The sequence below is a fragment of the Cytobacillus sp. T106 genome, from assembly GCF_040492155.1.
Lineage (GTDB): Bacteria > Bacillota > Bacilli > Bacillales > Cytobacillaceae > Bacillus_AB > Bacillus_AB infantis.
Window position 1 is genome coordinate 42,220 of record NZ_JBEUMK010000007.1, and the last position, 12,091, is coordinate 54,310.

The window sequence follows — 12,091 nt, forward strand, 5'->3', positions numbered from 1 at the left end:
TTGCAGCAAAATTGGGAAGTTCGCTGGCCTCTTCCCGGTTTTGATTTAACCGCGACGCTGGGAGGTGAAGCCATGAAAAAACCAGCCGTATTGCTTGCCGGCAGCCTGATCTGTTTTATCATCGGAGGCTTTAGCTATAAGGACAGCAATGAATTAGAGGATCCCCCCATAATTAAACAAAAGCAGGAGCTGGAACTAAAAAAGTCACAAATTAAAAACGAATTCCATTCAGTAGATATAAAGATTCAAACCAAGGAAGAAGAGAATTTGAAAGGGATAGAACCAGCAGCAATAAAAATCCCTTCTCTGGGAATCGAGGCCCCGGTCGGCAAGGTAGGCGTCCTGGAGAATGGCGCAATGGGGGTTCCTGATGACAACAAATCCGCCGGATGGTTCGAACCGGGAATAAAACCTGGAGAAAAAGGAAGCAGTGTCATAGCTGGGCATGTAGACAGTAAAGCAGGACCCGCAGTTTTTTTCTATTTAAAAGATCTTGTAAAAGGGGATGCAGTGATTATAACAGCACAGGATGGACTAAGCTATACGTTTGAGGTTCAGCAATTAAAAAGCTATCCTTATGACCGCGCACCCATCAGCGAAGTGTTTGGTCCTTCAGACGAACGGAGGCTTAACCTTATAACGTGCACAGGTACTTACAATCGTAAAACAAACACGCATGAAGAAAGGCTTGTGGTTTACACAGTACTTAAGTCAGGACAGGAAGACAAAGCAGAAACCTTGGTAGTACCGCTACCGCCTGAACATGTAAAAATAAGCGGGGGCCTGCTTACCTGGCATGCAGTCAGAAGCGGTGAGATTTCAGGATACCGCATTTACAGCAGCACAGAAAATGGAGACTTCATCCATGCAGCCAGTATTTCATCTCATGAAAGAAAGAGCATGGTTATTGATAATGAAGAAGCAACATCCTTCTATATCACAGCAGTCAGCTCATCCGGCAATGAATCTAAACCATCTGAGATTGTCACAAAATAGTATCCATTCAGTATATTTGCTGAGATTATATTAATGAGGAAGATCAATACTTTCTTTTCCGATGTTAGTTTTTCAGCGAATCAGGGAATAAATGAACGAAAGATTTTATTCCTGGGAGAGATTATAATGGCAGAAACAGCAGAGAAAAACCTGTCTGAGCGCTTTGAAGCTGCGTTCAATCGTATTCACAAAGCATTGAAGCAATCAGTTAAAAACGCGCGCACTGACAAATTCCATAAGCTGGTCGATTTGGGGAAAAGCCATTCACTTGTAAGAAGTTACGAGGTTGATCTTTTCCAATTCGCCAAGCTGAGAAACGCAATCGTCCATGAAAAAATAGATCTTGGCTATTATATTGCAGAGCCCCATCTGGAAACAGTTGAAAAGATCGAAAAGATTGCCGATTATTTTGAAAAGCCTAAAACTGCAATCTCGGTAGCAGCCAAGCCGGTCTTTTATTTTTATGAAGAAGGGAAGCTTTCAGATGTGCTTTCGGTTATCAATAGTTTCTCGCATTCACAATTCCCAATTTATAACGAAAAAGAAGAATACAGCTGGCTCCTTACTTCAGCAGAAATCGTAAAATGGATGTCTGAGCATTTCTCTGAGGATACTGTCAGCCTTAAGGAAGTGAAAATCAAGGAACTCTATAACAAGAAATTCAAGCATCAAATCGCCTTTGCTCCAGCAGATTTAGATATCTTTGAAATTGAAAATATGTTCGAGGACCATCATGCAAAGAATGAAAAGCTGGAAGGGATCATTGTTACAGAGCATGGCGGATATAATGAAAAACCGCAAGGCTTCATTACTTCCTGGGACCTCCTTGAAGTGGATTCATTTGAATGAGGAAAGAACGGGCTCCTAAATAGCCCGTTCTTTATTTTCGTAAAATTTAGTACCAGATACTAATAATTGGTGTTAAAATAATGATAAATCTTGTCAACAAGGGAGGGTCAGCATGATGTATAATTTTTTTGCCCGGCTGGCTAATGCAGTTTTTAAATCAAGAGGGAAGTTCATTATAGAAGGGAAGGAAAATCTGCCGGATGAAAAAGGGTATGTAATTGCCTGTACACACAGGAGCTGGGTCGATGTAGTTGCACTTGGTGCAGGAGTTTTCCCGGAGCAGATTCACTTCATGGCAAAAAAAGAACTGTTTGAAAAGAGTTTGGCAGGCAAGTTCTTGACAAGCATCAATGCTTTTCCTGTTAATAGGGAAAACCCTGGCACAAGCACACTGAAGATTCCTCTCCAGCTTCTGAGAAAGGGGAAGACAGTCGGGATTTTTCCATCAGGCACAAGGTCGAGCGAGGAGGCATCCCTGAAAAGGGGGGCTGTCACAATTGCAAGCATGGCAAAGACGGTGATCGTGCCTGCTGCCTTTTATGGACCTGAAAGCGTCAAAGCACTGCTGTCAGGCAAGCCTATCCTGCTTAAAATCGGACAGCCTATCGACCTGAGCAGCGGCAAAAAAGATAAAGATGAACTGTCGCAAATTACGATGCAGCTCTCTGAAACGATGCTGGCTTTGGAAGAAGAGCTGAAATCCAATAAAATAAGCAGCCGGAAATAGTTTCCGGCTGCAATTCAATTTACTATTCCAAGCTCTTTCAGCCCATTAAAAATGCCGGAATCTGACACTGTGGTCGTCTTTTTGTCTGCATACTCCAACAGGTCAGGATGTGAATTGCCCATTGCGATTCCTACACCGGCATATTTCAGCATTTCTTTATCATTCATTCCGTCGCCAAAAGCAATCGAGGCCTCCCGGGGGATGCCAAGCTCTTTCATGACGACCTCCAGGGCATAACCCTTATTGACTGTATCGCGGATCACGTCATAACAGTCGCGCATTCCATCTACATTAACCTGGGAAAGATGAATTCCATTCCTTTCATAAAGATGCTGTTCTCCTTCTTTAAGAGAGAGGACTGTCATTCCAAGAATCTGATCGAAGTGCTCAGGCTTGATCAGTGCGTTTTTGTTAAGATGGAACTTGGCAAGGAAGTCTTTCATTTTACCGGCATCTTTGTCGGTCAATAAGTTTTGTTCACTCGAATAAAGCACTGCTTGATGATTATACTCTTTTGCCGTCTGCAAATACTCTTCAATCACTGGCCGGTCCATCGGCTTATCCAGGACCGTTTTGCCTTTGTGGACGGCAAAGGCCCCATTATATCCGATAAAAGAGGAAATGTTCAGCTCTTTTCCGATTTCTGCTATTTCATGCAATGGCCTGCCGGTGGCAAGGAACACTTCGATGCCTTTTTCTTTTGCCTGTGCGACTGCATGCCTGGTCGATTCCTGTATGGTATCATCAGGACGAAGAATGGTGCCGTCAATATCCAAAAAAATAATTTGATAAGCTGTCATGTCAATACTCCTTGCGGCTGGTTATTTAAAGGGGATTCTAGCACAAAAAAGGGGAGAAATCCATTATTCCGGCATAAAACAAAAAGCGCCGGATTCTGCTGGCGCTTTCTGCTCCTTACCGTATTATCATATAGCGGCCATAGAACTGCGGACCCTTTGACCGGTAAGCAAAATTGATCTTTCTCTCAATGCCAAACGATAAACGAGAAGTCGCTGTTAACCGAATCATCGATACCAGTCCCTCCTGATTAGTTTTGGCCTTGCCTCGATGTCACGGAGGATGGGGATTAAAAGGCAAAGACAGCTTCGTAATAGCCATTAACGAGAAAAAGCGCCAATTCCCTGAATAGGCGCTTTTTCTCAATCCTCCAAAAGGATCATGGAAACCAGACATCACAGCCGAATCGATGTTTACGTATATCGATTCAGGACAAGTGTCCCAATTGACCTGTCTGTAAAAGTTTCCTCTTGTGCAGCGCCAAATACCAATTTTGAAGTCGCTGTTCTGCGATCCATCGCTTCCAGTCCCTCCTTTAATATTTTGGCTTGCATCATTTATATACCACGTGTCTCATGCATCAAACATTTTTATTAAGAAAAAGAGAATCAATCTTTTATAGACTCATATATTTATGGTAGAATAAAACCTGTCATTTTTGACAACTGCATAAAAATCCGTTCTTGAAACGGTAGAGGTTCTAGCTACCCTCTCAAAAAAACTAAGGAAAACAGCACCGCTTTCTTAGTGGTGCTGTTTTTCTGTTAAAGGAGATCAAACCATGAAAAACGAAAAAGCAATCGTCGTCTTCAGCGGCGGCCAGGACAGCACGACCTGCCTTTTTTGGGCTAAGAAGAACTTCAAAGAGGTGGAGGCAGTCACCTTTGATTACGGCCAAAGGCATATTGCAGAGCTCGAATGCGCCAGAAGAATTGCCGCTGACCTAGCTATCCAGCATCATGTCCTTGACATGAGCCTTTTAAATCAGCTGGCTCCTAATGCTTTGACAAGGAAGGATATCAAGGTAGAGGAGAAGGAGGGGGAGCTTCCTTCAACCTTCGTCCCAGGCCGAAACCTGCTGTTTTTATCTTTTGCAGGGGTGCTTGCCAGCCAGGTTGCAGCGAAGCATATCATTACAGGCGTATGCGAAACAGATTTCAGCGGCTATCCCGACTGCCGCGACCAGTTTGTTAAATCGCTTAATGTCACATTGAATCTTTCAATGGATAGCCAATTTGTCATTCACACACCGCTCATGTGGCTGAATAAGGCGGAAACATGGAAGCTGGCTGACGAGCTGGGGGCGCTTGAATATGTAAGAAAGCAGACTCTGACTTGCTATGAGGGTGTTATCGCTGACGGCTGCGGGGAATGTCCTGCCTGCAGGCTGCGCAAGCGCGGATTGGAAGACTATCTTGCTGAAAGGCAGGGAGTCTGATATGTATGGCTTCCGGATCGTCGACAAGCTTCAGAAGATAAATGAAGATATAAAGCAAAACCAGCTAAAATATCATAGAAAAAGAGTATTAGTAAGCAAGGAATTCACTTTTGATGCTGCCCATCATCTCCATTGCTATGAAGGCAAATGTAAAAACCTTCACGGGCATACCTACAAGGTCATCTTCGGAATCAGCGGGTATGTGGATGAAATTGGCCTTTTGATAGACTTTGGAGATATTAAAGAAATATGGAAAAAACAAATTGAAGTCCACCTTGACCATAAATATCTGAATGAAACACTTCCTCCGATGAACACCACAGCTGAAAATATGGTTGTCTGGATTTATGAGCAAATGTCTGCCTGCCTAAAGGATTACTCGCCGCAGCAGGATGCAAGGGTCGAATTCGTGAGATTGTTTGAAACTCCGACCAGTTATGCAGAGGCGAGGAGGGAGTGGATGGAGAATGAGTAAGATTCCAGTCATGGAGATTTTCGGGCCTACCATCCAGGGTGAGGGGATGGTCATCGGCCAGAAGACAATGTTCGTCAGGACCGCCGGGTGCGACTATTCATGCTCGTGGTGTGATTCTTCCTTCACTTGGGATGGAACAGGCAAGGAGCTGATCAGACAGATGGATGCAGAAGAAATCTGGAATGAACTTAAGGCAATCGGCGGGGAAGGCTTCTCATTCGTCACGATTTCCGGCGGCAATCCTGCCCTCCTTAAAAATCTCGACAAACTGATTAGCCTGTTAAAAAAAGAAAATATTCAACTCTGTCTGGAAACACAGGGCAGCCGCTGGCAGGACTGGTTCTATTCCATAGATCAGCTGACAATCTCGCCAAAGCCGCCAAGCTCTGGCATGATAACAGACTTCGAAATTCTTGATGATATTTTTGAAAGACTGGCAGATCGCTTTACACACCAGGTGAGCTTGAAGGTGGTTATTTTTGACGAGAATGATTTTGAATACAGCAAAAAGGTAATGAAGCGATATCCAGGAATTCCACTTTACCTGCAGGCAGGCAACGAACATTTGTCTGCTGCAAATAATGACGAATTCCTGAGCCAGCAGCTGAAGAAATACAGCTGGCTGATCGAAAAAGCAATGCTTGAAGAAGAAATGAAAGAAGTCAGGGTTCTGCCCCAGCTGCATACATTTGTGTGGGGGAATATGAGAGGGGTATGATTGGTGCGGTTATAGTACAGCCGTAATCGGCTAGAAGTATTGAGAAAAAATAATAGAGAACAGTTGATGGCAGTGCAAGGCACGTAGACTCCTGCGGGAGATAGCGGCAAGGCTGAGACCCCGCATGAGCGGAGCGAAGAGGGCTCAGCGCCGCCCCGCGGAAAGCGAAGTGCCTGGAACGGAAATCAACACACCTATTACTGGTAAACCAAAATAGAAGCAGACTACACTGGCTTTTTTTACCAGGTATCTTATCTTCAACGATCTATATCATTCCAATGTGGAGTATTGATAAAGTCTAAAGATTCTTTTTCTAAATCCTATCTCACACAAATATAAAAAGCCAAAAGCAGCAACCCTGCTTTTGGCTTTCTTCCTTATACCTGCTTCAATGCTTCCTTAATCGGTGTTTCCCCGTTCAGGATTTCAAATGTTTTCTTATAGGTATTCTCAAGGTCAACCGCTTCTGCCAGGACCGCAGCGACATCTTCACGGGTGATCTCCCTTGAGCTGAATTCCTTGATCTTTTCTTCCAGCAGAATTTTCCCCGTCGCAGGCTCATTAAGAAGTCCGCCCGGACGTACGATTGTATAATCCAGCCCTGATGAACGCAGATGATCGTCAGCAAGTTTCTTAGCCACAAAATAATGCTTCATGGATTCTATCCCTGTATCAGGAGTGTCCGCATTCATGCTGCTGACAAGGAGAAAGCGGCTGATATTATGCTCTTTCGCCTGATCAATCGTCTTGATTGCACCCCAAAGGTCTATGAGTATGGTCTTATCCGCACCTGTGTGCCCGCCGGAACCTGCAGTGAATATAATACTGTCCACTCCTTCGAAAGCGTGCGAGAAGTCTTTTTCCAAGTCACCAATGACCACTTCATCGGCACCGAGTTCTCTCAATTCGCTTTCCTGCTCTTCTTTACGAACCATGGCAACTGACTTATGTTCAGTTTCTGCCAGTTTCTCAATCAGATGTCTGCCTATTTGCCCATTTGCTCCAACAATCAGGATTTTCATGGTGCATTCTCCTTTCCAAGTACACATTTGTATAATAACAATCTACCCTGATAGACCCAAAACATTCCGCCTGCAGCATATCCCCTAACAGGAAATAAGAAATATTTCTTGGGAAAGCGCATAATCTGACACGCCTGCCCTTTTTCTTACCGAAAAAATAAGCATGCTGGCGTTTTATGGCGCATCAGCTCGAAAGACGACTTATTGGGTGCGATTTGTTATAATAGAACCCAGACGAAACCTCATGTACTATTGGATGGTTTCGGTTTTGGAGGTGTAATATTCATGCTGCAAACAGCCAAAACACTTATAAATGCAGATGAAATAGAGGATATGCTGAAAAAGATGGTGGAAAAAGCGTATTTGGACATCAAGGACGACCCGATGCTGCTCTGCATAGACTGCAGCGATGTAGACCTGTATGTAGCTTCTTCAGGCAATCTGGAATTTGAAGAGCTGATAAAGGCCAATTTTAAGCTGGATGAATACGGAGACCCCTTAGACAATAAAGAATACCAGACATTAATGTGTGAGCTTCATGACTGTTTTATAGAGCTTCATAAATCGAGCGGAATGTTCGATTATTTCCCTGAAGGTGAATATGAGGTAAAAGGAGAAAAAAGAGATTCAGAAACAGATATGCTGGGGCCAAAAGGAGTCTTTTTTGCTCCGTTTGAGGACGCACTGCTTATATAAAAAGGAACGCTGCCTTATTGGGCAGAATTCCTTTGGTTACAATGGCTGATTTGGATGCTGTCCGCTGGATTCTCTTTCAGCTGCAGGGAAGATCAGTATAAATTCAGTCCCTTTATTCTTTTCGCTGATAATTTCGTAATGCCCGTCAAGCCGTTTGATGATATCAAATGAAATAAGCAGCCCCAGGCCAGTGCCTTTCGTTTTAGTTGAATAATAGGGGCTGCCCAGCTGTTTGAGCTGTCCAGGTGAAAGACCTGAGCCCTCATCTTTTATTTTTACGGAAACTTCCTTCTGATCCTGCTCTGCGGTCACAATGATAGAACCTCCGTCAGGCATTGATTCTACCCCATTTTTTATAAGATTGATCATCAGCTGCTTAAATTCATTTGCATTGCCATATATATATAAATCATCCTGGGTACGACATCTGATTTCTGCTTGGGATAAAAGGGCAAAAGGCCTGATGAATTCGGAAATTTCCCTCACTAGATCTGTTACCGGCAGCTTTTCCTTTGAGGATATCGAAGGTTTTGCGAGCGAAAGGAAATCTGAAATAATATGATTCGCCCTGTCAAGCTCTTCAAGTGAAGTTGCTACATATGACCGCTGGCCGTCCGTCAGGTTTTGCTCTTCCTTCATAAGCTGCAGAAATCCTCTGATTGTCGTCATGGGATTTCTGATTTCATGGGCAACAGAGGCTGCAAGCTGGCTGATCGCATTGGATTTGTCTGCTGTTTGTAGTTTCTCAGCCATTTCTGAGTGCAATCTGTACATTTCCATAATATAAATGGCAGCACAAAGGCTTATAAATGATAAAAGAAAGAAAAGGGCAAGGTTCACTGCATGCTGAATATGGCCAGTCTGCAGGAAATATATCAGCCTGGTAAACGTGATTAAAAAGTAAAAAGCAAAAGCAACCAAGGTTTTACCAAGGATGTTGATCTTCTGATATTTTTTCCGGATAAACAGCATCGGTATTGATATAATAAAATAATTTATGAGAGTTACATAAAGATTATCTATATTAAAAAGGGCCATGAGAATCAGAAGGGCCGCGATTGACAAATACCCTCCGACAGGTCCAAGATAGAAAAAACAAAAAAATACAGGTATGAACTTCATATCAAATTCAAGGCCATTGGACATTCTCACAGGAAATGCCAGTGTCAGCACCAGGGAGGCAGCAGCAGCAAAAAACATGACCCATGCTCTTTTTTCATGCTTTATGCTAACATTGTGCATAAGCGGGATGATCATCATGATAAAAAAATGAAGAAATAGATTTTCAGCAAACTCCCGCAACTTCATCAGCCTCCACACTTAAAGTCCTGTCAAAAACATTATAGCAAATATTTTGAAAATGGATAGACGGCATTTTAAAGAGCCTGCAGAGGACTTTACACATTACAAAAAACAAAGGAATGGTAGTTATGGACAGCCAGGACAGAAAAATGATTAGAATGAAAGACATTGTCAGAGAAGGAGATCCTATACTTCGGCAAAAAACAGCTGAAGTGGCGGTCCCTCTCAATCAGGAAGACCATGTTATCATGGAGATGATGATGGAATATCTAAAAAACAGCCAGGATCCTGAATTGGCCTACAAATATCAGCTCAGGCCCGGAGTCGGCCTTTCAGCCAACCAGATAGGGGAGGATAAGAGAATGTTTGCTGCCTTCTTCAGGGATGAAAAAGGGGAAGTAAAAGAGCTGAGGGTCTTTAACCCTAAAATCATCAGCCACTCTGCTGCAATGGTTTATCTTCCGGAGGGTGAGGGCTGCCTCTCTGTTGACAGGGAGGTTAAAGGCTATGTTCCCCGCTATGAAAGAATCAAGATCAAATATTCCGATGAAAAAGGGGAGCAGGTAGAGATGCGCCTAAAAGGGATTGCGTCTGTCATCGTCCAGCATGAAATTGACCATCTGAACGGCATCATGTTTTATGACCGCATCAACAAAGAAAATCCATTCGAGCTGCCTGCAGGTGCATCAGCTGCTGAATTGTTTTAAGATGGAGAAAAACAGCAAAAAAGGAGCGGAAACGCTCCTTTTTTTTAATATGGGTCGTTATCTGTGAAAGAAACCGAAGAGATGGCCTGTTCAATTGCCCGGTACGCCTGGCCGAAGGCTGCTGATGAGGAAGGGGTCCCTTCATTCAGAAGCTCTTTACTGCTGTTTCGGGCATGGGTCAGACTGTTGATGAGATCCTGGATCATAATCTTTTTATTCCCGGCTGTTTCTTTTAGTGCTTCAAGTTCTTGGATGCACGAATCCAGCTCCAGTGACTCAGGATGATCAAAATTTTCCTCCAGCAGCTGTTTAATGTGCTCTAATTGTTCTTTCATATTGAATTCTCCTTTCAGACTCTAAATAGAAACAGCATCAACTTATTCTTCATCAATGAACGAATGAGGCATGGCTTATAGGGACTGTACCCGGCAGGAGCCTCTATTTTATCTGATAAACCTTTGCAATTCCTACACCGCTAGTATGGCTGTTCTTCAATGCTTTATACTGGAATATAGGCAAAGCGCTTTTTATCAAAAAAAAGAAAGCAGCCGAGGGCTGCTTTCTGCTGATTCTATACTGTCACAAGTTCTGCCTCATGCTGCTTCGATGGTTCGCCAACAATTTCCTGAACCTCTGCACCTTCCAGTGTCTCTTTCTTCAGAAGGGCCGCAACCAGGCATTCAAATTCATATTCATTCGTTTTAATGAGCATTTCTGTTTTAGCTAGAGCCTGCTGGAACAGCTCTTGCATCTTGGCTTCCTTTTCCGCTTTGACAAAGGTCAGGTTGAAACCGTCCTGGAATAAGCCGATTTCCACCATTTGCTCAAGTATATGCTTGGCCTGCTGGACATCGCCGCTGACACCGATGCTATGCTCGCCGAGATACAGCCTTTCTGCAACTCCGCCAGCAAGAATCATGCTGACCTGGTCAAGCAGCTCACTGCTGGTGGACAGATGAAGCTCCTTTGGTATGGGTGCAACATATCCGAGCGCCTGTCCACGTGGTATGATTGTTGCTTTTCTTACTGAGCCAGGCTTGGTGATGGCGGCAATCAAGGCATGTCCGGCTTCATGGATGGCAACCCTCTTTTTAGTCTCGGGGTCCTGAAGCGGGCGTGTTGTGCTTCCAAGCACCGTCCGGTCAATGGCAAAATCAAGGTCTTCTTTATCTATTTTTTCTTTCCCGTTCCGGATGGCCCTTCTGCTGGCTGTCTCAAAGAGAGAGCTGATGTCAGCCCCTGAGAAGCCGGAAGTGCTTTCTGCCAGTGCAGGCAGGGAAGCTGCTACATCTTCTGCCAGAAGCTTGCCTTTTGTGTGAATGCTGATGATTTCCTGCCTTCCTTTTGTATCCGGAAGCGGAACTAGGAAAGAGAAGTCAATCCTGCCTGGACGGAGGAATGCATCATCCAGCATATCCTTGCGGTTTGTAGCAGCGATGAACAGGATGCCGTCATTTGAATGGCCGCCGTCAAGCTGGACAAGCAGCTCAGTCAATGTTTTCTCGCTTTCGTCCCCGCCATGCTGCTTCCGCTTGCCTGCAAGGGCATCGACTTCATCAATGAAGACAACTGCAGGTGAGTGCTTTCTGGCGTTCTGGAATAAGCTTCGGACCCTTGAGGCGCCTACGCCGACGAACATTTCATTAAAAGAAGATCCGCTGGTTGAAAAGAATGAAGCGCCGATTTCCTTGGCAATCGCCTGGGCAAGCAGCGTCTTGCCTGTACCCGGAGGTCCATAAAGCAGGATTCCCTTTGGCGGCTTCACACCAAGCTGGATTGATGCTTCCCTGTCTTTAATGATGGAAAGTGTCTGGAGGATTTCCTCCTTCATTTCATCCTGAAGGCCGCCAATATTATCCATTGTGATGGAAGGAAGGGGCTTTGCCTTGCTGGCGCTGTTTTTCATCGAATTGGCGGTGGATATTCCTTTGCCGGATTTATGAAGGTAAAGGCCAATCCCTGCAAAAAGGATCAGTGTTCCACCCAAAATCCAGAATGTAAATGGATTTGCGGAAGAATAGCTGTACTGGATATTGTAATTTTCAATCAGTTTAGCAACCATTTGGCTGTTTGGAGGCACCTGTGACACATACTCAGCTGTACCTGCGGTCAAATGGAGAGTGCCATTTTTCATTTCTTTTAATAGGACAGTTTCACTAGGATGATCCTGAATGATATTTTCTATGGAAGAAAAGGGAATGGTAACTTCTTTGCTGCCGGATAGGCTGAACCACAGCGCAGCAGCAGCAATTAGAATGGCCAATGAAATAAGGGGGACAGGTTTCGAAATTTTTTTGAAAGTGGATTTCAACAATTTCCCTCCTAAATGAATCTATCTCCATTATAGGAAAACTTGTTCGGAC

13 protein-coding genes and 1 riboswitch are annotated in these 12,091 nt (G+C 44.1%); of the genes, 8 read left to right on the forward strand and 5 right to left on the reverse strand.

All coding sequences use genetic code 11. The annotated features are described in order from the left end of the window. The first annotated feature begins 72 nt into the window (after positions 1-72). The 3 genes from ABU165_RS14000 to ABU165_RS14010 all read left to right on the forward strand — a co-directional run bounded on the left by ABU165_RS14000 (position 73) and on the right by ABU165_RS14010 (position 2,572). Positions 73-996 (forward strand): class F sortase, encoded by a 924-nt coding sequence (locus ABU165_RS14000; RefSeq protein WP_318060680.1) that lies wholly within the window; start codon positions 73-75, stop codon positions 994-996. Between the two features lie 126 nt (positions 997-1,122). Further along, positions 1,123-1,845 carry a CBS domain-containing protein gene (locus tag ABU165_RS14005; protein WP_022543894.1) on the forward strand — a complete coding sequence of 241 codons (723 nt, stop codon included), beginning with the start codon at positions 1,123-1,125 and terminating at the stop codon, positions 1,843-1,845. 115 nt (positions 1,846-1,960) lie between these two features. After that, complete coding sequence (locus ABU165_RS14010; RefSeq protein ID WP_035402537.1) at positions 1,961-2,572, forward strand: lysophospholipid acyltransferase family protein; 612 nt, start codon at positions 1,961-1,963, stop codon at positions 2,570-2,572. Between the two features lie 14 nt (positions 2,573-2,586). Here the strand turns inward: ABU165_RS14010 and ABU165_RS14015 are convergent, their stop codons facing one another. Continuing rightward, on the reverse strand, positions 2,587-3,372 hold the full coding sequence (locus ABU165_RS14015) for an HAD family hydrolase (RefSeq protein WP_009793677.1): 786 nt from the start codon (positions 3,370-3,372) through the stop codon (positions 2,587-2,589). Between the two features lie 686 nt (positions 3,373-4,058). Continuing rightward, positions 4,059-4,101, forward strand: a riboswitch (PreQ1 riboswitch). Positions 4,102-4,151: 50 nt separating this feature from the next. On the opposite strand from ABU165_RS14015, the gene queC reads away from it, so the two are divergent. Genes queC through queE form a run of 3 tightly spaced genes read left to right on the forward strand, consistent with a single transcriptional unit; the run spans position 4,152 to position 6,001 of the window. Then, positions 4,152-4,808 (forward strand): 7-cyano-7-deazaguanine synthase QueC, encoded by a 657-nt coding sequence (gene queC / locus ABU165_RS14020; RefSeq protein ID WP_009793680.1) that lies wholly within the window; start codon positions 4,152-4,154, stop codon positions 4,806-4,808. A 1-nt stretch (position 4,809) separates the two neighbouring features. Beyond that, complete coding sequence (gene queD / locus ABU165_RS14025; RefSeq protein ID WP_318060723.1) at positions 4,810-5,283, forward strand: 6-carboxytetrahydropterin synthase QueD; 474 nt, start codon at positions 4,810-4,812, stop codon at positions 5,281-5,283. Then, complete coding sequence (gene queE, locus ABU165_RS14030) at positions 5,276-6,001, forward strand: 7-carboxy-7-deazaguanine synthase QueE (protein ID WP_009793682.1); 726 nt, start codon at positions 5,276-5,278, stop codon at positions 5,999-6,001. The genes queD and queE overlap by 8 nt, the downstream gene beginning before the upstream one ends. 377 nt (positions 6,002-6,378) lie before the next feature. Here queE and ABU165_RS14035 read toward each other — a convergent pair whose 3' ends face one another. Further along, the gene (locus tag ABU165_RS14035; RefSeq protein WP_318060681.1) at positions 6,379-7,023 is read right to left on the reverse strand and encodes an SDR family oxidoreductase; all 645 of its coding nucleotides are present in this window, start codon (positions 7,021-7,023) and stop codon (positions 6,379-6,381) included. A gap of 285 nt (positions 7,024-7,308) precedes the next feature. On the opposite strand from ABU165_RS14035, the gene ABU165_RS14040 reads away from it, so the two are divergent. Next, positions 7,309-7,719, forward strand: coding sequence for a hypothetical protein (locus tag ABU165_RS14040; protein WP_022543891.1), 411 nt, complete (start codon positions 7,309-7,311; stop codon positions 7,717-7,719). A gap of 36 nt (positions 7,720-7,755) precedes the next feature. Here ABU165_RS14040 and ABU165_RS14045 read toward each other — a convergent pair whose 3' ends face one another. After that, positions 7,756-9,027, reverse strand: a complete 1,272-nt coding sequence (locus ABU165_RS14045; protein ID WP_094769498.1) for an ATP-binding protein — start codon at positions 9,025-9,027, stop codon at positions 7,756-7,758. 122 nt (positions 9,028-9,149) lie between these two features. Between ABU165_RS14045 and def the strand changes: the two genes are divergently transcribed. Beyond that, positions 9,150-9,728: a peptide deformylase gene (gene def, locus ABU165_RS14050; protein ID WP_009793686.1), complete on the forward strand. Its 579-nt coding sequence runs from the start codon at positions 9,150-9,152 to the stop codon at positions 9,726-9,728. A gap of 44 nt (positions 9,729-9,772) precedes the next feature. On the opposite strand, the gene ABU165_RS14055 is transcribed toward def, so the two are convergent. Then, the gene (locus ABU165_RS14055; protein WP_318060682.1) at positions 9,773-10,063 is read right to left on the reverse strand and encodes a hypothetical protein; all 291 of its coding nucleotides are present in this window, start codon (positions 10,061-10,063) and stop codon (positions 9,773-9,775) included. Between the two features lie 236 nt (positions 10,064-10,299). Further along, positions 10,300-12,039 (reverse strand): AAA family ATPase, encoded by a 1,740-nt coding sequence (locus ABU165_RS14060; RefSeq protein WP_318060683.1) that lies wholly within the window; start codon positions 12,037-12,039, stop codon positions 10,300-10,302. Positions 12,040-12,091 lie beyond the last annotated feature (52 nt).

What these genes read in the sequence shown, in the direction of transcription:
- queD (WP_318060723.1), top strand. Translation starts at nt 4,810, where the DNA reads ATGTATGGCTTCCGGATCGTCGACAAGCTTCAGAAGATAAATGAAGAT.
- queC (WP_009793680.1), top strand. Translation starts at nt 4,152, where the DNA reads ATGAAAAACGAAAAAGCAATCGTCGTCTTCAGCGGCGGCCAGGACAGC.
- queE (WP_009793682.1), top strand. Translation starts at nt 5,276, where the DNA reads ATGAGTAAGATTCCAGTCATGGAGATTTTCGGGCCTACCATCCAGGGT.
- ABU165_RS14035 (WP_318060681.1), bottom strand. Translation starts at nt 7,023, where the DNA reads ATGAAAATCCTGATTGTTGGAGCAAATGGGCAAATAGGCAGACATCTG.
- ABU165_RS14000 (WP_318060680.1), top strand. Translation starts at nt 73, where the DNA reads ATGAAAAAACCAGCCGTATTGCTTGCCGGCAGCCTGATCTGTTTTATC.
- ABU165_RS14005 (WP_022543894.1), top strand. Translation starts at nt 1,123, where the DNA reads ATGGCAGAAACAGCAGAGAAAAACCTGTCTGAGCGCTTTGAAGCTGCG.
- def (WP_009793686.1), top strand. Translation starts at nt 9,150, where the DNA reads ATGGACAGCCAGGACAGAAAAATGATTAGAATGAAAGACATTGTCAGA.
- ABU165_RS14015 (WP_009793677.1), bottom strand. Translation starts at nt 3,372, where the DNA reads ATGACAGCTTATCAAATTATTTTTTTGGATATTGACGGCACCATTCTT.
- ABU165_RS14040 (WP_022543891.1), top strand. Translation starts at nt 7,309, where the DNA reads ATGCTGCAAACAGCCAAAACACTTATAAATGCAGATGAAATAGAGGAT.
- ABU165_RS14045 (WP_094769498.1), bottom strand. Translation starts at nt 9,027, where the DNA reads ATGAAGTTGCGGGAGTTTGCTGAAAATCTATTTCTTCATTTTTTTATC.
- ABU165_RS14010 (WP_035402537.1), top strand. Translation starts at nt 1,961, where the DNA reads ATGTATAATTTTTTTGCCCGGCTGGCTAATGCAGTTTTTAAATCAAGA.
- ABU165_RS14055 (WP_318060682.1), bottom strand. Translation starts at nt 10,063, where the DNA reads ATGAAAGAACAATTAGAGCACATTAAACAGCTGCTGGAGGAAAATTTT.